This is a genomic window from Streptomyces sp. NBC_01446 (assembly GCF_026340095.1).
Lineage (GTDB): Bacteria > Actinomycetota > Actinomycetes > Streptomycetales > Streptomycetaceae > Streptomyces > Streptomyces aureus.
Window position 1 is genome coordinate 6855744 of record NZ_JAPEPO010000001.1, and the last position, 22322, is coordinate 6878065.

The following is a 22322-nucleotide window of genomic DNA, read 5'->3' on the forward strand; positions in this document are numbered from 1 at the left end:
CCGCACCACTGCCCCACGACGTACCGCCTTACCGACTTACTACGACGAGAGTCCGCCGCCATGTACGAGCTGTCCCGGATTCGCCTCTACTCCATCGGGCCCGCCGGTGCGCGCTACGCCGACACCGTCCTGGACCTGCGGGGCGTCGGCGAGCCCGTGCCCGACCCCGCGCCCACCCAGGCGGAATTCTTCGAGGACGAGCCCGTCGGGCCGCCGCGCCGCCCCGCGCCCGCCGGCGTGCTCTTCCTGGAGAACGGCGGCGGCAAGTCGGTCCTGCTCAAGCTGATCTTCTCCGTGATGCTGCCGGGCCACCGGAACACGCTCGGCGGCGCCAGCTCCGGCGTCCTGCGCAAGTTCCTGCTCGCCGACGACTGCGGGCACGTGGCCCTGGAGTGGCAGCACACGCTCACGGGCGAGTGCGTCGTCGTCGGCAAGGTCAGCGAGTGGCGTGGGCGGCAGGTCTCGAACGACCCGCGGAAGTTCGCCGAGGCCTGGTACTCGCTGCGGCCCGGGCCCGGCATGAGCCTGGACTCGCTGCCCGTCGCCGAGTCCTCCGCCGTACGGGCCTCGGACGAGGGCGTGTCGGGCGCGCAGGGGCGGCGGCGCACCATGAAGGGCTTCCGGGACGCACTCACGGACGCGGGCAAGGCGTATCCGCACCTCGAAGTGCACTGGGAAGAGATCCACGACCGGTGGAACGAGCACCTGGGCGACCTCGGCCTCGACCCCGAACTCTTCCGCTACCAGCGCGAGATGAACGCGGACGAGGGTGAGGCCGCCGGTCTCTTCGCCGTCAAGAAGGACTCCGACTTCACCGACCTGCTCCTGCGTGCCGTCACCGACACCCGGGACACGGACGGGCTCGCCGACCTGGTCAGCGGGTTCGGAAACAAGTTGGGGCGGCGCGCCGAGCTGATCGCCGAACGCGAGTTCACCGCCGGCTCCGTGGACCTCCTCGGCCGCATCGTGGATGCCGCGGACACCCGGGCCCGCGCGCGCGACGTGCACGCCGGGGCCGAGCGCCGCACCCGCACCCTGGCCCGCAGGCTCGCCGCCCGCGCCGCTCTGGAGCGCGGCCGCGCCGCCGACCTCGCCCAGCAGGTCACCGCCGCCGCGCACACCGTCGGCGAGGCGGAGCAGGCCCGCGGCCGCAGCGCCCTCATCGCCTCCGAACTGGCGTACCGGCACGCCTCGTTGGCGCTCGCCGGAGCAGAGAAGGCCGCCGCCGCACAGAAGCGCGAGCTGGCCGACGCGCGCACCCTGCACGCGGCCTGGCAGGCCGCCGAGGCCGTCCTGCGCCACCGCGCCGCCGCCGACCGCTCCGCGCGCGTGGCCGTCGCCATCCGCGAGGCCGAGCGGGACGCCGCCCCGGCCCTCGCCGCCCGCGCCAAAGCCGCCGCCGACCTCGTACGCGCCCTGCACGGAGCGGCCGAGAGCGCCGAGCAGTTGGCCAACGAGGGTGAGGAGCGTTCCGCCGCGCTCCAGGAGGCGGGCGAGACCGCTCACCGTGACGCGACGGTCGCCGCGACGGAGGCGCAGCGCGCCCGCAGCGAGGTCGGACACCTGCGGCAGCGGCTCTCCGAGGTCGAGCAGGAGACCGCCGAGGCGGTGCGGGCCGGCTGGCTCGACGACACGGCGCCCGACGCCGACCCCGCGCGCGCGGCGCTCGCCGCGAGCGACGCGGAGAAGACCACGGTCGCCGCCTGGGACACGGCGCGTGACGCCGCACGGCGCGCGAGCGAGCACGCCCGGGAGGCGGCGGGCGCCGAGGCCCGCGCCGAACTCACCGCGGCCCGCGCCGCGGACGCCGCCACGGCTGCCGAGCACGCGTACGGGGCCGAGCACCGCGCCGCCGGTGCCCTCGCGCGCGAGGAGCGCGTCGCCGAGCTGCTCGGACTGTCCGGTGCCCCGGGAATCCCCGCCGTGGGGGTGCCCGCACCCCGGGGCGCGGCGGCCGACGGAGGTGCGACCGGGCACGCCCGCGCGGCGACCGCCCCCCGCGATCTCACCGAAACCCCGCTCACGGCCGAGGAGTTGGACCGCGCGGCCGACGACCTCAAGGCACTCCTCGACGACGGCGTCGCCTCCGCCGAACGCCAGCTCTTCGACCTGCGCACGGCCGCGGCCGATGACGCCCGCATCCTGGGCGCGCTCGGCGACGGCGGGCTCCTGCCGCCGGGACCCGACGTCCTCGCCACCGTCGAGTTCCTCGGCGAGCACGGCATCCCCGCCCTGCCCGGCTGGCGCTACCTCGCCCAGGCCGTCGACCCCGCGGACCACGCGCGCGTGCTCGCCGCACGCCCCGAGCTCGTCGACGGCGTCGTCATCACCGACCCCGACACGCACGCCCGGGCCCGCGAAGCCCTCGGCGGCGCCGCCCTGCTGCCCCGCTCCGCCGTAGCCGTGGGCACGGCGGCCGCCCTGCTCGCCCCGACACCCCACGAGGAGTCCGGCGACAGTGGCGTCTTCCTCGTGCCGCCGAACCCGGCGATGCACGACGAGCACGCCGCCGACGAGGAGCGGCAGGCGCTGCGCACGCGCGCGACGGAGCGCGACGAGGAGATCCGTGCCCTGGCCGCCCGGCTCTCCAAGGACCGCGAGCTCGCCGCCCGGATCGGCTCGTGGCGCACCGGCTGCCCGGCCGGACGCCTCGCCGAACTGACCGCCGCCGCACAGGAGGCACGCGCCTTCGCCGATGAGGCCGAGGCGGAACTCGCCGAGGCCCGCACGGTCCGCGCCGAGGCCGACGAGACCTCCGTCGAGGCGACCCGCGTACGCGACGAGCGGCAGGACGCGGCCCAGCGCGCGCGGCGCGTCGCCGACGCCCTCGCGGGCCTCGCGTTCCGGCTGCGTGAGCGATCCGGCTGGCAGGTCAAGCTGCGCGAACTCGCCGACGAGGCCGTCGAGTCGGAGGCACGCGCCCAGACGTGCCTGGAGCGCGCCCGCTCCGCCGACGAGGACCGCAGGGCGGCCCAGCGCGCCGCCGACGACGCCCGCCGAACCGCGCGCGCCCTGCGTGCCGAACGCGCGGAGATCGCCGGCGCCCCCGACGACGTACCGGCGGACCCGGAGCAGCCCGCTTCGGAGAGCGCCGCGCCGAAGCCGTCGCTGCCCGCCCTGCGCGAGGCGTACCGCGCGGCGTCCCAGGTCTACGAGAAGGTCGGCGTCGGTGCCGACCTGCGCGCCGAGCAGGCCCGCGCGGAGAGCGACGAGAGCGCCGCGCTCGCCGAGCTCGACCGGCTCAGCAACAAGGTCCGCACCCGCGCCGCCCAGCTCCTGGAGTCCCCCGACGGCTCCGACGGGCCGTCACGGCAGGCCGCCGCGGCGCGCGCCGACGAGCTGGTCCAGATCCTGGAGGCCCGCGTCTCCACGGCGAGCGAGCAGCTCGGACGCCTGCGCGGCGAGGCCGAGCGGCACGCGCCCGGGGACGGCGACGACGCCCACACCGAGCTGCCCGACGACCTCGTCCCCACCGGTGCCGAGCACGCCCAGACGCTCCTGCGCACCGCCACGGGTGAACTGGCCGCGCGTACCGATGCGTTGACGGTGGCGCGCGCAGCCCACACCGAACTCCTGGACGCCCACCGCGCTGCCGAAGACGCGACCGGTGGCTTCGAGGAGACCGCCGCGCTCCTCAAGGACCTGCTGCGCGACCACCCCGACCGGCACGAGTCCGAGCAGGACGAGCCCGAGCCCTACCCCGGCACCCTGGAAGAGGCCCGGCACGCGGCGGCCGAGGCCCGGCGCTCCCTGCGCGGGTGCGCCGCCGACCTGTCAGCCGCCGAGGCCTCCGTGCGCGACGCGAGCGACATCCTCGTACGGCATGCGAACGCCACGCGCTACGAGCAGGTGCGTACCCCCGCCCGGCAGCAGATCCGCGAGCTGCCCGCCTCGTCGCTGCCGGAGCACGCGCAGAAGTGGGCCGATGCGTTCGCGCCCCGGCTGCGCGTCCTGACCGACGAGCTGGAGCAGCTGGAGCGCAACCGCGACTCGATCGTGGACCGGCTGCGCGGACTCGTCGAGTCGGCGCTCGCCACGCTGCGCTCCGCCCAGCGCCTGTCCCGCCTCCCGGAGGGGCTCGGCGAGTGGTCGGGCCAGGAGTTCGTGCGCATCCGCTTCGAGGAGCCCGACCAGGCGACCCTCGTGGAGCGGCTCGGCGAGGTCGTCGACGAGGCGACCCGCGCCGCTCTCAAGAAGAACTCCGACCTGCGCCGCGACGGCATGTCCCTGCTCCTGCGCGGCGTCGCCGCCGCGCTCCAGCCCAAGGGCATCGCCGTCGAGATCCTCAAGCCGGACGCCGTGCTGCGCGCCGAGCGGGTCCCCGTCGGACAGATGGGCGACGTGTTCTCCGGCGGCCAGCTGCTCACCGCGGCCATCGCCCTGTACTGCACGATGGCCGCCCTGCGTTCGAACGACCGGGGCCGCGACAAGCACCGGCACGCGGGCACGCTGTTCCTCGACAACCCGATCGGCCGCGCCAACGCCACGTACCTGCTCGAACTCCAGCGGGCCGTGTCGGACGCGCTCGGCGTGCAGCTCCTGTACACCACCGGCTTGTTCGACACGACGGCACTCGCCGAGTTCCCGCTGGTCATCAGGTTGCGCAACGACGCGGACCTCAGGGCCGGGCTGAAGTACATCAGTGTCGAGGAGCACCTGCGGCCGGGCCTGCCGCAGCAGGACCCGGCCGAGGAGACCGTGCACGGGGAGATCACGGCGACGCGCATGTACAAGCGCCCCGCGGGCCGGCCGAGTTAGAGCCGGCCGAGTCAGAGCCGGCCGACCCGGAACCGGACGGCCAGGGCCCCTCGTTCGGGCCCTAGGCGTCGGCCCGCAGCAGATCGGCGCACTTCTCACCGATCATCATCGTCGTGATGCACGGGTTGACCGTGACGAGGTCCGGCATCACGGAGCCGTCGGCGACGCGCAGGCCCTCGGTCCCCTTCACGCGCAGCCGCGCGTCGAGCGGGGCCGAGGGGTCGTCGTCCGCGCCCATCTTCACCGTGCACGCCGGGTGGTAGACGGTGTTGTGGGTCTTGTGGATGTAGTCGAGCAGCTCGTCGTCCGTGCGCACATCCCGCCCGGGAGCCAGCTCCGCGCCCGCCCAGCCGCTGAGCGCGGGCTGTTCCGCGATGCGCCGCGCCAGCCTCAGCCCGTACGTCATCACGCGCGCGTCGTGCTCGTGCGTGAAGTACCGCGGGTCCACCAGCGGCTTGTCCCGGTAGTCGCGGGTGCGCAGCCGTACGGTGCCGCGTGACTTCGCGCGCGTCACGTTGGGCGTGAGGCAGAAGGCGTTCTCCGACGTCGGATAGCCGTACCGCGCGGTGTTCATGTCGAAGGGCACGGAGCCGTAGTGGAACATCAGGTCGGGCCGGTCGAGGCCGGGCTCGGTGTCGTAGAAGACGCCTGCTTCCCACCACTGGCTGGACGTGGTGGTCATCGGCTGCTTCGCCTCCCACATGATCACGCCCTCGGGGTGGTCCTGGAGGTTCTCGCCGACCCCGGGGGAGTCGACGAGCACGTCCACGCCCACCTCGCGCAGATGGCCGGCCGGGCCTATCCCGGACAGCATGAGGAGCTTGGGCGAGTCGATGGAGCCGCAGGAGAGGATCACCTCGCGGCGGGCCCGCACCGTCCTGGTGTGGATGAGATCGGGGTCGAGGTAGTCGGCGCCCACGCAGCGCCGGCTCTCGAAGACGAGCCGCTTGGCCCGTCCCCCGGTCCGCACCGTCAGGTTGGGCCGCTTGCCCATGACCGGGTGCAGATAGGCGACCGAGGACGACTGGCGGATGTTGTTCTCGTCGGAGTTGATCTGGAACCAGTTGGCGCCGCGCACCACCGTGTTGCCCGAGTTGAACGCCGTGGTCGGGATGCCCGCCTCGGCGCAGGCCGCGAGCAGCGCGCTGCCGCACGGGTCCGCGCCCTTGAGGGTGCGCAGCTTCACCGGGCCGGAGCGGCCGTGGTGGTCCCCGGGAGCGTCGTTGTTCTCCAGGCGCTTGTACAGCGGGAACACGTCCGCGGCGCTCCATCCCGTGCAGCCCGCCGCCGCCCAGTCGTCCAGGTCCTCGGCCGGCGCCCAGAAGGCGATGCACGAGTTGTGGGACGAGCAGCCGCCGAGGACCTTGGCGCGCGCGTGCCGCATGAAGCTGTTGCCGCTGGCCTGCGGCTCGACGGGGTAGTCCCAGTCGTAACCGGAATCCAACAGGGCCATCCAGCGGTCCAGTTGGAGGACGTTGTCGTCGCCGACGTCGCTCGGTCCCGCCTCCAGAACGCACACGGTGACGGACGGGTCCTCGGACAGGCGCGCCGCGACGACGTTTCCGGCGGTGCCTCCGCCGACGACGACGTAGTCGAAGACATCAGAGTTCACGGGCTGGTTCACGGGGTGGTGACCTCCTCCAGGGCGGCGGAATCATCGGACGGGGCAGGCTGGGCCGCGTGCTCGGCGAGGACGCCGGTGCGGTGCCGCTGGACGAACCAGTAGTAGGCGAAGCCGCCGCCGGCGATCACTCCGATGAACAGGACGGCGCCCCAGCGCAGGTACCAGTGGTAGGGGGCGGCGGCGTTGTAGACAGCCTCGCGCGGCCAGATCAGGTTGATGGTCATGGCGCCGCCCCACAGCACGGCGATGATGTTGACGGGCAGTCCCCAGCGGCCGAGGGAGAACTTCCCGTCGCCCGCCGGCTGCCACTTGCCGCGCAGGCGGGCCACCAGCATGGGGCCGGTGACCAGCAGATAGGCGAGGTAGATCATGATGATGCCGATACTGGTGACCACGGTGAAGATCTGCGGCTGGCGGATGTTGACGACCAGGATCGCGAGCGCCAGGACGCCGATGACGACGGCCGGGACGACCGGTGTCCTGAAGCGCGGGCTGACCCGGCCGAGGACCGACGACGCCGGCAGGTTGTTGTCGCGCGACATCGCGAAGGCGAGGCGGATCGCCGCCGTGTGCACGGCGAGCGCGCACACCGTGACCGCGATCAGGACGCACCACAGCATCGCCTTGCCGGCTGTCGGGCCGAGTACGTCGAGGACGACGTACTGCAGGCCGTCCGTCGACAGCTTCTTGCCGGTCAGGCTCGACACGCTCATCAGGGCGAGCAGCAGGATCAGCCCGCCGAGGACGAACGAGGCGACGATCGCGCGGATGATGGCGCGTGGCGCGCCCCGCGTCGGGTCGAGGGACTCCTCGCCGAGCGAGGCCGCCGTGTCGAAGCCGTACATGACGTACGCGGAGGCCAGCGACGCGACGAGGAACGCGCTCAGGTAGCCGAAGGGCTGGCCGTGGCCCGCCCCCGCCGTGTGCGTCACGACCTGCGGGCCGCGCACGATGTGCACCGCGAACAGGACGATCAGGACGACGGTCGCGATCAGTTCGAGGAAGACGCCGGCCGTGTTGATGGTCGCCATCAGCTTCACGCCGAAGGCGTTGACGAGTGTCGTGAAGAGGATCAGTACGGCGGCCAGGGCGACGGCGTTGGTCGCGACGTCGTACGGGCCGATGCCGTCCCCGATGAACTGGAAGGACGACGAGATCTGCGGCAGCGTCAGCTGGTAGGCGAGCGCGACGGCCGCGATCGACACGACCGAGGCGAGCAGCATCATCCACCCGGCGAGCCAGCCGATGTGTGGATTGCCGACCTTCTTCGCCCAGTTGTAGACCGAACCCGCGACGGGGTAACGGGCGGCCAGTTCCGCGAAGCACAGGGCGACCGTGAACTGGCCGCCGAACACCATCGGCCAGGACCACCAGTACGCGGGGCCGCCGTTCGCGAATCCGAAGTAGAAGAGCTGGAAGGTGCCGGTGAGGATGGAGATGTAGCTGATGCCCGCGGCGAAGGTGTGGAAATTGCCCAGCGTGCGCTTGAGTTCGGGCCGGTAGCCGAACTCGGCGAGCTCGGCGTCGTCCCCGCTCCGGCTCTCCTGCGTGCTGTCGTCCTGGCTCATGACGGCTCACCGTCCTCGGGACACACCGGCGGCGCGCCGAACCAGCCCTGCGCGACGGGCCGCGTATTGCGCCAGATGTGCTTGGTCTCGCGGTACTCGGCGAGCCCCGAGGGGCCGAGTTCGCGCCCGGTGCCGGACTGCTTGTAGCCGCCCCACTCCGCCTGGGGGACGTACGGGTGGTAGTCGTTGATCCAGACCGTGCCGAGGCGCAGGCCGGCCGCGACGCGTGCGGCCCGCGCCTCGTCGCTCGTCCATACGGCGCCGGCGAGCCCGTAGATCGAGTCGTTCGCGAGGCGCACCGCCTCCTCCTCGTAGGTGAACCGCTCGACGGTCAGGACCGGGCCGAAGGACTCGTCCTGCACGACGGACATGTCGCTCGTGCACGCGTCGAGGACGGTCGGCAGATAGTAGAAGCCCTGCTCGTACGCGGGCGCCTGCGGCCGTGCGCCGCCGCAGCGCAGCACCGCCCCTTCCTCGATGCCCTGTGCGACATACGCCTCGACCTTGGCGCGGTGCGCGGCCGAGATCAGCGGCCCCGTCTGCGCGTCCTCGTCGAACGGGCCGCCCAGTCGGATGAGTTCGGCGCGCCGTACGACCTCGTCGACGAAGCGGCCGTGCAGCGAGTCCTCCACGAGGAGCCGCGCGCCGGCTGAACACACCTGCCCCGAGTGCAGGAACACCGCGGTGAGCGCCATGTCGACGGCCGCGTCGAAGTCGGCGTCCGCGAACACGATGTTCGGGTTCTTGCCACCGAGTTCGAGGGCGACCTTCTTGACGGAGCCCGCGGCGGCGGCCATGAGCAGCCGTCCCGTCCGCAGACCGCCCGTGAACGACACGAGGTCCACGTCCGGATGGTCGCCGAGCGGCGCGCCCGCCTCCGGGCCCGCGCCGAGGACCAGGTTGGCGACGCCCGCGGGCAGTCCCGCCTCGTCGAGCAGCCGCATCAGATGGATCGCCGTGTGCGGGGTGAGCTCGCTCGGCTTCAGGACGAAGGTGTTGCCGGCGGCGAGCGCCGGGGCGACCTTCCACGCGGTCTGCAGGAGCGGGTAGTTCCACGGGGTGATCAGGGCGCACACCCCGACCGGCTCGTACACGACGCGGCTCTCGGCGCCCTCCGTCCCGGTCTCCACGACGCGTCCGGTGTCGGCGGCCGCGAGCCGCCCGAAGTAGCGGAAGCAGTTCGCGATGTCGTCGATGTCGTGCGCGCTCTCGACCAGCCGCTTCCCGGTGTCCAGGGACTCGGCACGGGCCAGCGCGTCCTTGTCGCGCACGAGCAGGTCCGCGACACGCACGAGGAGGTCGCCGTGCTCGGCCGCCGTCATCCGGGGCCACGGGCCTTCGTCGAAGGCGTGACGGGCCGCGGCGATCGCGTCGGCGGTGTCCTTGGCCCCCGCCTCGTCGACCACTGCGACGAGCGAGCCGTCCGCGGGGCAGCGGATCTGACGGGTCCGCTCGTCCCGGGCGGTGGTCCACACTCCGCCGATGAACAGGTCAGGCATGGGCACCACCCAGCTTCGAGGTCAGCCATTCATGGAAGATCCCGATGTGGTGCTCGGTCGGGACGAGCACGCCGCCGCGCCGGTAGGCACGGGAGCCCATCGCCGGCTGGGTCCGCTCGCAGGCCTGGAAGTCCTGGGCGTTGACCCGGTGGAACAGCTCCACGGACTTGGAGACATCGGCGCCTGCCGCGACGACCTCGGGCGCGTAGAGCCAGTCGCACTCGACGACCGTACGGTCCTCGGCCAGCGGGAACATCCGGTGCAGGATCACATGGTCGGGGACGAGGTTGATGAAGACCGTCGGTTTCACGGTGATCGCGTAGTAGCGGCGGTCCTGGTCGTCGGCGACCTGGGGCAGCCGGCCGAAGCCCTCGCTGCCGTCGACGGTGAAGCCCTTCACGCCGTCCCCGAACTCGGCGCCGTGGCCCACGTAGTACTGGGCGGCGTAGCCGTCCGCGAACTCCGGAAGGACGTCGGTCAGTTCGGGGTGGATCGTCGCGCAGTGGTAGCACTCCATGAAGTTCTCGACGATCAGCTTCCAGTTGGCCTTCACGTCGTACGAGATGCGCTTGCCGAGGGCGAGATCCTGGGTGTGGTAGCGCTCGATCGATGCCGTGTCGCCGAGCCGTTCGACGGCAGCGCCGATCACCGTCTCCTCGAAGGAGGGCGGCTCCTCGGCCAGGCAGACCCAGGCGTAGCCGAGCCACTCGCGCAGGGCGACCTTGACGAGGCCGTACTGGGTGCGGTCGACGTCCGGCATCTGTACGAGGTTCGGCGCAGCGATGAGCTTGCCGTCGAGGTCGTACGTCCACGCGTGGTACGGGCACTGGAGGTTGCGGCGGACCTGGCCCGACTCCTCGGTGCACAGGCGGGCGCCGCGGTGGCGGCAGACGTTGAGGAAGGCCCGTGGTTCGCCGGTGCGGGACCGGGTGATGAGGACGTTCTCGCGGCCGACCTGGACCGTGCGGAACGCGCCCGGCTTGTCGAGGTCGGCGGACCGCACGGCGCAGAACCACATCGATTCGAAGATGTGTTCCTGCTCCTGCCGGAAGATCTCCGGATCGGTGTAGTAGTGCCCGGGCAGCGTGGCCATCAGGCTGGGGGCAATGGGGGGCGTCGTCACGTGCGGACTCCTCAGGCGGGCGCGGCGGTAGGGCCTGTCCGGCGGACCAGGTCGGAACTGGGTGGCCGTACATGGTCCGTGCTGGTGAGTGGGGTCTGGTGCGTGCAGTTGCAAGGCGAAGGAGGGCGTCGACGCGGAGCGTTGGCAACCGACGACAACGCCGCAGATGTGCGTGCCGGACCCCGCGACTCCGGCGTGGTCCGCCGGAGAGGCCCTGGGCGGCTGAGGTCGAAGAGGTCGATGGGGTGCGCGATGGTGCCGGTGAGCGCGAGGTCGGCGACGATCTCGCCGACGACGGGCACGAACTCGAAGCCGTGGCCGGAGAACCCGGCGGTCTCGGTGGCGGACTCGGAGTGGGCGGGGTGCCGGGCGATCACGAAGTGCTCGTCGGGCGGGTTGGAGTACATGCGGGTGGCGGCTTTCAGGAAGGTCCCGGGCAGGCTGGGGATCTGACCCGCCAGGTGCTCCGCCATGGCCGTGACCTCATGTCCGAACCTCCGTACGGTCAGCGGCGGATGCGGGTCATCTTCGGGTCGAACAAGGGCTCGTCGGCGACGGTCGCGGGGATCTTCTCGCCGAAGTACTCGATGTGGACGCCGGTACCGGCGGCGAGCGGCGGCAGCCATGCGTACGCGACACAGCGACCCAGCGTGTAGCCGTACGACGCGCTGGTGACGTAACCGGCGGAGCCCCCTTCGACGTGCACGGGCTCCTTGCCGAGGACGACGGCCGCGGGGTCGTCCAGGAGGAGCGGCGTGAGCCTGCGGGCCGGTCGCTCGCCCTTCCGCTCCAGTGCGGCCCTGCCGAGGAAGTCACCGCGGTCCATGCGTACGGCGAAGCCGACGCCCGCCTCGTACGGGTCGTGCTCCTCGGTCATGTCGTGGCCCCAGGAGCGGTAACCCTTCTCCAGGCGCAGGCTGTTGAAGGCCGAGCGTCCGGCCGCGATCACGCCGTGCTCCCGCCCCGCCTCCCACAGCGTGTCCCACAGGCGCAGCCCCAGGTCGGCGGTGGTGTACAGCTCCCAGCCCAGCTCACCGACGTAGGACAGGCGCATCGCGGTGACGGGCACGTGGCCGAGGTAGGTCTGCTTGGCGCGGAAGTAGCCGAAGCCCTCGTGCGAGAAGTCGTCGCGGGTCAGCGGCTGGACGAGGTCGCGGGCCAGCGGGCCCCAGACGCCGATGCAGCAGGTCCCGGAGGTGATGTCCCGGATCTGTAGGTCACCGGGCGCGTGGCGCGTGAGCCAGTCCAGGTCGGCGGGGGAGTTCGCGCCGATCTGGAACAGGTCCGGCGCGAGACGGGCGACGGTCAGGTCGGACCGGATGCCTCCCGCCTCGTTCAGGAGGAGCGTGTACGTGACCGCGCCCGGCTTCTTCGCGAGATTGTTCGACGTCATGCGCTGGAGGAAGTCGAGGGCGCCCGGACCCGTGACCTCCAGACGGCGCAGCGGCGTCATGTCGTAGAGGGCGACCTTCTCGCGGGTGGCCTTCGCCTCGGCGGCCGCGATGGGCGACCAGTAGCGGGCCGACCAGGCGTCGCGCTCGGGCAGGTCACCGGTGGGCAGGTCCGCGTTCGCCTCGTACCAGTGCGGCCGCTCCCAGCCGCCGCCCTCCAGGAAGTACGCGCCGAGCTGCTCCTGGCGGGCGTGGAAGGGGCTCACCCGCAGCGGCCGCGGCTGCTCTGCCGGCTGGAGCGGGTGCAGGACGTCGTAGACCTCGACGAACTGCTGCGCCCCTCGGTCGTGCACATAGGCGGGGGAGCGTTGGGCGTCCTCGAAGCGGGTGAGGTCGCACTCGTGCACGTCGACGGAGGGCCGTCCGTCGACCATCCACTCGGCGACCGCCTTGGCGACGCCCGCCGAATGCGTCACCCACACTGCCTCGGCCAGCCAGAATCCGCGCAGGGCACGGGTCTCGCCGAGGACCGGCATCCCGTCGGGCGTGAAGGAGAAGACGCCGTTGAAGCCCTCCTCGATCTCCGTCCCGCGCAGCGCGGGGATCAGCCACCGGCAGTCCTTCCAGCTGGGCGCCCAGTCCTCCTCGGTGAACGGCAGCGACGACGGCATGTCCAGCTCACTCGCCCGCGCCTCGTCGTAGTCGAGGACCGTGAACGGATCGACGGGCAGTGGCTTGTGGGCGTAACTGCCGATGCCGATGCGGTCGGTGTGCTCACGGAAGTACAGATCACGGTCCTGGAAGCGGAGGATCGGCTTCGAGGCTTCCGTGCGGGGGTCGTCGGCTCCTTCGAGCTCCGCCATGGGCCTGGTCTTCGCGTACTGGTGGGCGAGGGGCAGGAGAGGGACGTCCACGCCCGCCATGCGGCCGATCACCGGGCCCCAGAATCCGGCGGCGGAGACGACATGATCGGCCGGGAAGCTGCCGCGGTCGGTGACCACCGCCGTGACCCGGCCGTCCTCCTGCTCGATGCCGGTGACCGTGTTCCGGTCGAGGAACGTGGCGCCGCGCTCGCGGGCGCGTTCCATCTGGGCGCGGGAGGCGAGCAGGGCACGGGCCAGGCCGTCGTCGGGGGTGTGGAAGCCGCCGAGTACGACCGACTCGTCGATGAGGGGCCACAGTTCCTTGCACCGGTCGGCGCTGACGAGTTCGCCGCGCACGCCCCAGGAGGCGGCGTAGCCGGCCTTGCGGTGCAGGTCGGCCCAGCGTTCGGGGGTGGTCGCCAGCTCCAGGCCGCCCACCGGGTTGAAGCAGGAAAGTCCGTCCACCTCAAGGGTGTTGAACTTCTCCACCGTGTACCGGGCGAACTCCGTGAGGGTCTTGGACGGACCCGTCTGGAAGACCAGTCCCGGCGCGTGCGAGGTGGACCCGCCGGGGGCCGGCAGCGGGCCCTGTTCGAGGACGGTGACGTCGGTCCAGCCGCGGGCCGTGAGCTCGTCGGCGAGGGAGCAGCCGACGATTCCGGCGCCGATGACGACGACGCGAGGGCTGGATGTTCCGGGCTTTTCGGGCGTGCTGGACATGCCCCTCCTCATGCTGGTGGGGATGGAATGGCCTTATGCGGCGGGTATGTTGGCGCGCTCCGCGGCGATGGTCGTGTCCTGGCCGTGGCCGGTGTGGACAACCGTGCCGCCCGGCAGGGTGAGGAGCCGGCTGCGGATGGACACCGCGATCGTCGGGGCGTCGGAATACGAGCGCCCGGTAGCGCCCGGGCCGCCGTGGAAGAGAGTGTCGCCGGTGAACACGGCGTCGAGGAACGGCACGTAGAGGCTGCAGCTGCCCCAGGAGTGACCGGGGGTGTGCAGAACCTGGACGTCGACCCCGGCGACGGTGAGGAGCATCCCGTCGGTGAGCTCCGCGTCTGGCTTGCGGTCCTGGTGCACCGTCTCCCACAGCTCGTGCTCGGCGGGATGCAGGAGAACGGGGGCGCCGGTCGCCTCGGCCAGATCGGCCGCGGCGCCGATGTGGTCGTCGTGCCCGTGGGTGCAGACGATCGCGGTGACGCGGCGCCCGGCGACGGCGGCAGTGATCGGTCCCGCGTCGTGCGCCGCGTCGACGATCAGGACCTCCTCGTCGTCGCCGATCAGCCACACGTTGTTGTCGACGTCGAACGTCTCGCCGTCCAGGCTGAACGTGCCGGAGGTGACGACGCGTTCGGCGCGGGCCGCAGGGCTCACAGGACCACCACCGAGCGCAGCACGTCGCCGCGGTGCATCTTCGTGAACGCCTCCTCCACCTGGTCGAGGGCGATCGTCTCGGTCACGAACCCGTTCAGGTCGAGCAGCCCGTAGAGGTACTGGTCGATGAGGACCGGGAAATCACGGCTCGGCAGGCAGTCCCCGTACCAGGAGGACTTGAGGGCGCCGCCGCGCGAGAACAGATCGATGAGCGGAATGTCCAGCGTCATGTCCGGCTCGGGCACCCCGACCTGCACCAGCACGCCCGCGTGGTCGCGCATGTAGAACGCCTGCTTGTACGTTTCGGGGCGGCCGACCGCGTCGATGGCGATGTCGACGCCGAACCCACCGGTGAGCGCGCGTACCGCCTCGATCGCGTCCGTGCCACGGGAGTTGACCGTGTGCGTGGCACCGAACTTCTCGGCCTGGTCGAGCTTCTTGTCGTCGATGTCGACGGCGATGACGCGGCGCGCGCCGTTGAGGCAGGCGCCCGCGATGGCCGCGTTGCCGACGCCGCCGCAGCCGATCACGGCGACGGTGTCGCCGCGCTGGACGTTGCCCGTGTTCACGGCCGCGCCGTAGCCGGCCATCACGCCGCAGCCGATCAGGCCCGCGGCCTCGGGACGCGCCGCAGGGTCGACCTTGATCGCCTGCCCTGCCGCGACCAGGGTCTTCTCGGCGAACGCGCCGATGCCGAGCGCGGGGCTCAGCGGCGTTCCGTCGAGCAGTGTCATGGCCTGCGTCGCGTTGCGCGAGTCGAAGCAGTACCAGGGGCGGCCGCGGCGGCAGGAACGGCAGGTGCCGCACGGGGCGCGCCAGGCGAGCACCACGTAGTCGCCGGGGGTGAGGTCGGTGACTCCGTCACCGACGGACTCGACGGTGCCGGCCGCCTCATGGCCGAGCAGGAACGGGAAGTCGTCGTTGATGGCGCCCTCCCGGTAGTGCAGATCCGTGTGGCAGACCCCGCACGCCTGCACCTTGACCAGAACCTCGCCCGGGCCGGGATCGGGTACGACGATCGTCTGCACCTCGACGGGTGCGCCCTTTTTCACAGCGACGACGGCGCGGACCTCATGTGGCACGACCAAACTCCTCTGCTGTTGCGCACTGCACGCCCGGTTGCGCGATGAGGAACATCTTGGAAACGCCATCAAGGCCCCGTCAAGGGGTGGGAGTTAATGCTTGGCAAAACGATCGGCCGCACCGAAACGTCGTCGACACGCGCAGAACGCGGGGCCAGGTTTCCCTGACCCCGCGTTCAGTAACCGTGCTGCCGAACGTCCTGCTAGAAGCCGTATCCCATCCGGCGCGACAGTTCGGTCGAAGCCGCGACGGTGCGTTTGGCCAGCTCGGGGAGGTGTTCCTCGGTCAGCCGGTACACGGGACCCGACGCGCTGATCGCGCCGATGACCTTTCCGTCGTGGGCGAACACGGGGGCCGCGACCGCGGCGAGGCCGACCTCCAGCTCCTCCACGGCCACGGCGTACCCCTGGTCGAGCACGGCCTCCAGCTCGGCCCGCAGTGACGCCGTGCCGGTCGCCGTGTGCGGGGTGAAGCGCGCCAGCGGGCGGGCGAGCAGGCCCTCGCGCAGCGCGGACGGCAGATGGGCGAGCAGCACCTTGCCGCTCGATGTGGCGTGCAGGGGAGTGCGTCTGCCCAGCCAGTTCTGCGCCGTGACGGAGGCCGAGCCGCGCGCCTGCATGATGTTGACGGCGACATCGTCGTCGAGGATCGCGATGTTGACCGTCTCGCCCAGTTCGTCGGCCAGTTCACGACAGACGGGCACGCCCTCCTGTGAGATGTCCAGGCGCACTGCCGCCGCCCCCGCGAGGTGCAGTACACCCGCCCCCAGGTAGTACTTACCGCGGTCCTTGGCCTGCCCGACCAGGCCCCGGTTCTCCAGTACTCCGAGCAGTCGGAAGGCGGTGGACTTGTGCACGTCCAGCTCGTCGGCGATCTCGGTGACGCCCGCCTCGCCGTGTCGGGCGAGGATCTCGAGGACGCTCACCGCGCGGTCCACGGACTGGACGGAGGCGGCCGCGCCCTTCGAGGTCTTCTCCGGTGCCGTCGTGCCTGGTTCGGCCTGCGATTCCTTGCGGGTCATCACTCAACTCTCACCACCCTGCGACCCCTTGGCGGGTCGCATCTTCGAGAAGCCCTTGACGCGGCGGGCACCTCGACCGGATTCTGTTGCGCATAGCGCTCCCTCGTGCGCCATGCGGAACGCCATGTTACCGAACAGTCCTGAGTCAGACAGCCTTGGACCAAGAGGGGGGCCCGTGATACCCGTCTGCCGCCTTGAAGACCTCCCCGAGGGCGGATCCGTCCGCATCGACACAGCACCGCCCATCGCCGTCTTCCATGCTGACGGTGAGCTGTATGCCATCGACGACACCTGCACCCACCAGGACGCCTCCCTGTCGGAGGGCTGGCTGGAGGGCTGCCTGGTCGAATGCCCGCTCCACGAGGCTTCATTCGATCTCCGCACCGGGCGGCCGACCTGCCTGCCCGCCCGCCGCCCTGTACGCACCCACCGGGTGACCGTCGACGACGGCGTGGTCCACGTCCATCCTGCCGCCGAGGAAGGTACCGCCGCATGAGCACTGTCAACGGAATGAGGACGGGATCCGGCATGAGGACCGTGACCGTGGTGGGCGCCTCGCTCGCCGGGCTGTACGCCGCCCGTGAGCTGCGGGCCCAGGGCTTCGACGGGCGGCTCGTCATCGTGGGCGAGGAGCCGCACCGTCCGTACGACCGCCCGCCGCTGTCCAAGGACTTCCTCCTCGGGAAGGCCGGCGAGGACCAGCTCGCCCTGTCCGACGTCGACGAGACGCTGGAACTGGGCGCCGAGTGGATGTTCGGCGTGCGGGCCCGCGGGCTCGACGCGCGCGGTCGCACCGTCCTCCTGGAGGACGGCCGCACGGTGTCCACGGACGGGGTCGTCATCGCCACCGGGGCGAGCGCCCACCGGCTGCCCGGCCCCGCCCTCACCGGCGTGCACACGCTCAGGACCCTGGACGACGCGCGCTCCCTGCGTGCCGAACTGCTGCGCGGGCCGCGGCGCGTGGTCGTGATCGGCGGTGGGTTCATCGGCGCCGAGACAGCGTCTTCCTGTGCGGCGCTCGGCCACTTCGTCACCGTCGTGGAGGCGGCGCCGCTGCCGCTTCTGCCCCAACTCGGGCCGGAGATGGCCGCGGTGTGCGCGGGGCTCCACGCACGCGGCGGGGTGGAACTGGTCACGGGCGTCGGGGTCGCGGCCCTGCGCGGCGACACCGCTGTCCACGGAGTGGAACTGGCCGACGGGCGTGTGCTGCCCGCCGACGTGGTCGTCGTGGGCATCGGGGCCGTGCCCAACACGGGCTGGCTCGCCGGTTCGACGCTGGCGCTGCACGACGGCGTGCTCTGCGACGACGGCTGCGTCACGGCGCTGCCACAGGTCGTGGCGGTGGGCGATGTGGCCCGCGTGGGCGGGGCGCGGGCCGAGCACTGGACGAGCGCCACGGCCCAGCCGCGGGTCGCCGTACGCAATCTGCTGGCGGGCCGCGCCGTCGAGACCGTGCGGCCGCTGCCGTACTTCTGGTCGGACCAGTACGGCTCGCGCATCCAGTTCGCCGGGCGCAGGAAGGACGGGGACCTGGTCCGCGTCGTCGAAGGCGCCGTGGAGGACGGGAGTTTCCTCGCACTCTACGAGCGCGCGGGCGTGACCACGGCAGCGCTCGCGGTGGACCGGCCACGACCGTTCACCCGCGTGCGCCGGGAACTGGCGCGCTGCGAGGCGCGACCGGTCATGCAGAACGTCGCGGAGCCGGTGGCGCTGTGACGATGGCTCGCGCTTCGCGCGCGTAGGTAGCCGACACCTGCCCCAGCGCTACGCCACCGCCACCGCCACCGATCCCGCTCCCACGTACCTACGCAGACGCACGCGGGCGCACCTGACTGCTGACGCGCCATCTATACGCACCTACGTATGCGTCAACTGTCCGGCCCTGCCACGCCTCCGTATGCGTTCCGGGGCCGGACGGCCCTGCGCGCGTGCCTGCCGGCGGGCCTGGCGACGCTCCCTGCGCAACTGCCGTGCCGTGCTGTTGGGCGCGGACACCACGCCGTTGCGCTGGTTCCACACCTGTCGGGTCACCCAGACGTCCAGCACGCCCCAGGTCGCCACGACCGTGCTCCCCACGCTGCTCAGCACCATCGGGAACGCCAGCCATGAGTCGGCGAATGTGCACAGGAACGCGATCACCGCCTGTATCAGGGTCAGCGCGACGATGAGCACCGCCCGTACCGCCGCCGTCCGCACCGGATCAGGCAGCCGACGCCGGCCCGCCGGCTCCTCGACCCACAACTCCCCGCGCCGCTCTGCCGTGCCCATCAGTTCGTCACTCCCCACCGCCGTCACAGCCCGCCGCCCTGAGTGCTCCCGCACCGGGGCTCTTCAATGGCTGCCCGGATTGCGCCGCTTTACGCTGCCCGCTCACCCCGTGCGGGCCTCATCACGTATGACCCGTAAGGAAGGACGTACGGCGGCGTCGAAAGATTCCCCCGGATTGCGGCGGTCACTTCCGCCCCGCCGAAGATCGATCGATTCCGGCCAACTGCCGCCCGCGCCAGGCCGGATGATGCCGGATTCCGAGCGTCACTTTGCGGGATGCAATCTCCCGCAATGCCCGGACACATGCTGACGTCCCACTCCACCTGCCACCGGACAGCATCCGGACAGCCCTTCGAGTTGCTCCTGCGTCAGTAGTAGGCTCGCGCCGTTTGTTGCCGCACATGTGTACCCCTGACCGCAGGGGTCGATCTGGGGGAGGCCATGCGCTTTCGCGGGAAGTCCATCCGCCGGAAGATCGTGGCGTTGCTCCTGGTGCCGCTGGTATCCCTGACCGCCATCTGGGCTTTCTCCACGGTGATCACGGGCCGCGCCGCGACGCAACTGCTGTCGTCGGGGAGGGTCGCGGACGAGATCGGCTACCCGATCGCCGACGCCGGCCGGACCCTTCAGGAAGAGCGCCGCCAGACCCTTGTCTATCTGGCCGATCCCCGGGCCTCGGACGCCCTCTCCAAGCTGCGCAGCCGCCGCAGCGCCTCCGACGAGGCGATGGCCCAGATCAAGGCGAAGGCCGAGAACTCCGGGATCCGCGACGACATGAGCGACGACTCCCGGCGCCGCATCTCCACCGTCGTCGAGGGATTCGACGGCATCGAGTCCCTGCGCCGCAACGTCGACGAAGGAACCGTCACCCGCGAGCAGGCCCTCGACTTCTACAACCGCCTCATCGACCCGACGTACGACTTCCTGCTCACGCTCAGCTCCTTCGACAACTCGACGATGGACCGCCAGGGCCGCGCCGTCATCGGCGTGCTGCGCGCGCGTGAACTGCTGTCCCGCGAGGACGCGTTGGTCGGCTCGGCGCTCGTCGCCCGCAGGATCACGCACAAGGAACTGCGTCAGGTGTCCGACCTCGTCGCCCAGCGCGGCATTCTGTACGACACCAGCCTCGCGCTGCTCCCCGACGACGACCGCGCCGAGTTCGAGCGCTACTGGAAAAGCGCCGACACGGCGACCCTGCGCACGGCGGAGAACACACTCGCCGACTCCACGGCCGGCACCCCCAGGGGCGTCACCGCACGCGCCTGGAACGATGCTTCGGGCCAGGTGCTCGACGAGCTGGTCAAGCGCGACACCGCCGCCACGGAGCGCTATCAGGACCGGGCGCGCCCCGTCGCGATCAATGTCTTCCTGCAGGCCGGAGCCGCCGGTGTGCTCGGCCTGCTCGCGGTGCTCCTCTCGCTGTTCCTGTCCGTACGCATCGGCCGCGGCCTCGTCCGCGACCTGCGGCGGCTGCGCCTGGAGGCCCACGAGGCCTCCGGTGTCCGGCTGCCCAGCGTGATGCGCCGCCTCGCGGCCGGCGAACGCGTCGATGTGGAGACCGAGGCCCCCCGCCTGGAGTACGACAAGAACGAGATCGGGCAGGTCGGTCAGGCGCTCAACACCCTTCAGCGCTCGGCCGTGGAGGCGGCCGTGAAACAGGCCGAACTGCGCCACGGCGTCTCCGAGGTCTTCGTCAACCTCGCCCGGCGCAGCCAGGTGCTCCTCCACAAGCAGCTCACCCTGCTCGACACGATGGAGCGCAGGACCGAGGACACCGACGAACTCGCCGACCTGTTCCGCCTCGATCACCTGACCACGCGTATGCGGCGTCACGCGGAGGGCCTGGTGATCCTCTCCGGGGCCGCCCCCTCCCGGCAGTGGCGCAGGCCCGTCCAGCTCATGGACATCGTCCGGGCCTCCGTCGCCGAGGTGGAGGACTACGAGCGCATCGAGGTCCGGCGCCTGCCGCGCATCGCGGTCACCGGCCCCGCCGTCGCCGACCTCACCCACCTCGTGGCCGAACTCCTGGAGAACGCCACGGTGTTCTCGCCGCCGCACACCGCCGTGCACGTCATCGGCGAGCGTGTCGCGAACGGCTTCACCCTGGAGATCCACGACAGGGGCCTCGGCATGGCGGCCGACGCGCTCCTCGACGCCAATCTGCGGCTCGCCGAGACGCCCGAGTTCGAACTCTCCGACACCGACCGGCTCGGCCTCTTCGTGGTCAGCCGGCTCGCCCAGCGCCAGAACGTCCGCGTCTCGCTCCAGCCGTCCCCGTACGGCGGCACGACCGCGGTCGTCTTCATCCCGGACACCCTGCTCACCGACGCCCCCGACACCGAGGGCGCCGGCTTCCGTCTCGACCGTCCGAACAGTCCCCGGCGCGGCGAGGGCCCCGGCGTGCGCTCCCCGAAGCTCTCCACGGCGGGCAGCCCGCTCCCGGGCCTCCCCGCCTCTCTCCTGGACGGGCCCGTGGAGCTGGAGGCGCCTCTGGCGGCGTCGGACCTCGCGCCCTTCCCCGGCGCTCTCGACGACGAGGACAGCGAACGAGGCGGGCTCTTCCGGCCGCGCCGCCGCCCCGCCGGGCTCCCCGGAGAGCAGCACCAGCACGCGCGCGACGAGTTCGAGAACCGGCCCGATCCGACGCGTCGCGCCGGTGGACCCGCGGGCCCCGACGCCGATGAAGCGCCCGTGCCGCTGCCGCGCCGCAGGGCGCCCAAGCTCGTCAGCTCGCACGGCAGGCCCGTCACACACACGAGGCCCGGAGAGTCGGAACCGGACAACCGCCGCGCAGACGCGCAGCCCGAGACCCCGGGCGGCGTCCCGCCCGAGCCCACGGCCCCGACCCCGGACACCCCCCGGGACACGTACCGTCCGGAAGCCCCGGAGGGACCCCGCGAGCGCCGCCTCACGTCGGCGTCCGTGCCGGACCTGCCGCGCAGGCGCGCCCGTGCCGAGGCCCCGGAGGACGTGACCCCCGCACGTCGCCCGGATCCGGTGCGCGACCCCGCGTTGGAACCGGCCGCCGACGCCCCCGCGCCGAGCGCGCCGAGTGGTCTGCCCCGCCGTGTACGGCAGGCCAATCTCGCCCCGCAGCTCAAGGAAGGACCCGACCTGCGCGCCGACCGCGTCGCAGACCGGGAGGGGCCCAACCACTCGGACAGCCCCGCCGAGCGCGACGCCGACGAGGTCCGCAACAGGATGGCCTCGCTCCAGCGAGGCTGGCGCCGCGGCCGCGAGGAGAACGCCGCAGGCGACGACGCCTCCGACGGCACAGCACAGGGAACGACATCTGAGGGGGACGGTCGATGACCGCACCGAAGGCCGCCGCACACACCACCGCGAACGGCGGTTCCGGGGAGCTGAACTGGCTCCTGGACGACCTGGTGGAGCGCGTCGCCAGTATCCGCAAGGCGCTCGTGCTGTCCGGGGACGGCCTCCCGACCGGGGTCTCCCAGGACCTCACCCGGGAGGACAGCGAGCACCTCGCCGCCGTCGCCTCCGGCTTCCACAGCCTGGCCAAGGGGGTCGGCCGGCACTTCGAGGCGGGCAGCGTCCGCCAGACCGTCGTGGAGCTGGACGACGCCTTCCTCTTCGTCACGGCCGCCGGCGACGGCAGCTGCCTCGCCGTCCTGTCGGACGCGGACTCCGACGTCGGCCTCGTCGCGTACGAGATGACCTTGCTGGTCAAGCGGGTCGGCGTGCATCTCGGGACCGCGCCGCGCACCGATCTGTCCGCCGGCGGGTAGT

At 71.9% G+C, this 22322-nt stretch carries 14 protein-coding genes and 1 pseudogene; 5 read left to right on the plus strand and 10 right to left on the minus strand.

The features are described from left to right. The first annotated feature begins 60 nt into the window (after window positions 1-60). Complete coding sequence (locus OG456_RS30865; RefSeq protein ID WP_266566704.1) at window positions 61-4758, plus strand: hypothetical protein; 4698 nt, start codon at window positions 61-63, stop codon at window positions 4756-4758. A gap of 61 nt (window positions 4759-4819) precedes the next feature. Here the strand turns inward: OG456_RS30865 and OG456_RS30870 are convergent, their stop codons facing one another. The 9 genes and pseudogenes from OG456_RS30870 to OG456_RS30910 all read right to left on the minus strand — a co-directional run bounded on the left by OG456_RS30870 (window position 4820) and on the right by OG456_RS30910 (window position 16304). Then, window positions 4820-6370, minus strand: coding sequence for a GMC family oxidoreductase (locus OG456_RS30870; protein WP_266569489.1), 1551 nt, complete (start codon window positions 6368-6370; stop codon window positions 4820-4822). Between the two features lie 8 nt (window positions 6371-6378). Further along, entirely contained in the window at window positions 6379-7950 is a 1572-nt protein-coding gene (locus OG456_RS30875; RefSeq protein ID WP_266566706.1) for an APC family permease, read from the minus strand. Beyond that, complete coding sequence (locus OG456_RS30880; protein ID WP_266566708.1) at window positions 7947-9449, minus strand: aldehyde dehydrogenase family protein; 1503 nt, start codon at window positions 9447-9449, stop codon at window positions 7947-7949. Before OG456_RS30880 ends, OG456_RS30875 begins: the two co-directional genes overlap by 4 nt. After that, the gene (locus OG456_RS30885) at window positions 9442-10542 is read right to left on the minus strand and encodes an aromatic ring-hydroxylating dioxygenase subunit alpha (protein ID WP_266569490.1); all 1101 of its coding nucleotides are present in this window, start codon (window positions 10540-10542) and stop codon (window positions 9442-9444) included. The genes OG456_RS30880 and OG456_RS30885 overlap by 8 nt, the downstream gene beginning before the upstream one ends. A gap of 257 nt (window positions 10543-10799) precedes the next feature. Further along, window positions 10800-11060 (minus strand): annotated as a pseudogene (locus OG456_RS30890) (N-methyltryptophan oxidase); the annotation flags it as partial. A gap of 17 nt (window positions 11061-11077) precedes the next feature. After that, window positions 11078-13546: an FAD-dependent oxidoreductase gene (locus OG456_RS30895; protein ID WP_266566710.1), complete on the minus strand. Its 2469-nt coding sequence runs from the start codon at window positions 13544-13546 to the stop codon at window positions 11078-11080. A gap of 33 nt (window positions 13547-13579) precedes the next feature. Next, on the minus strand, window positions 13580-14200 hold the full coding sequence (locus tag OG456_RS30900; protein WP_266566712.1) for an MBL fold metallo-hydrolase: 621 nt from the start codon (window positions 14198-14200) through the stop codon (window positions 13580-13582). Next, complete coding sequence (locus OG456_RS30905; RefSeq protein ID WP_266566714.1) at window positions 14197-15282, minus strand: S-(hydroxymethyl)mycothiol dehydrogenase; 1086 nt, start codon at window positions 15280-15282, stop codon at window positions 14197-14199. Before OG456_RS30905 ends, OG456_RS30900 begins: the two co-directional genes overlap by 4 nt. 203 nt (window positions 15283-15485) lie before the next feature. Then, a complete protein-coding gene (locus OG456_RS30910) occupies window positions 15486-16304 on the minus strand; it encodes an IclR family transcriptional regulator (RefSeq protein ID WP_266566716.1) in 819 nt (272 codons plus the stop codon). Between the two features lie 175 nt (window positions 16305-16479). On the opposite strand from OG456_RS30910, the gene OG456_RS30915 reads away from it, so the two are divergent. After that, complete coding sequence (locus OG456_RS30915) at window positions 16480-16800, plus strand: bifunctional 3-phenylpropionate/cinnamic acid dioxygenase ferredoxin subunit (RefSeq protein WP_266566724.1); 321 nt, start codon at window positions 16480-16482, stop codon at window positions 16798-16800. Between the two features lie 32 nt (window positions 16801-16832). Further along, window positions 16833-18020: an NAD(P)/FAD-dependent oxidoreductase gene (locus OG456_RS30920; RefSeq protein ID WP_266566730.1), complete on the plus strand. Its 1188-nt coding sequence runs from the start codon at window positions 16833-16835 to the stop codon at window positions 18018-18020. 141 nt (window positions 18021-18161) lie between these two features. Here OG456_RS30920 and OG456_RS30925 read toward each other — a convergent pair whose 3' ends face one another. Further along, window positions 18162-18599: a hypothetical protein gene (locus OG456_RS30925; RefSeq protein WP_266569491.1), complete on the minus strand. Its 438-nt coding sequence runs from the start codon at window positions 18597-18599 to the stop codon at window positions 18162-18164. 414 nt (window positions 18600-19013) lie between these two features. Between OG456_RS30925 and OG456_RS30930 the strand changes: the two genes are divergently transcribed. Continuing rightward, window positions 19014-21884: a nitrate- and nitrite sensing domain-containing protein gene (locus OG456_RS30930; protein ID WP_266566732.1), complete on the plus strand. Its 2871-nt coding sequence runs from the start codon at window positions 19014-19016 to the stop codon at window positions 21882-21884. Next, complete coding sequence (locus tag OG456_RS30935; protein ID WP_266566734.1) at window positions 21881-22321, plus strand: roadblock/LC7 domain-containing protein; 441 nt, start codon at window positions 21881-21883, stop codon at window positions 22319-22321. Before OG456_RS30930 ends, OG456_RS30935 begins: the two co-directional genes overlap by 4 nt. The last annotated feature ends 1 nt before the right edge of the window (window position 22322 follow it).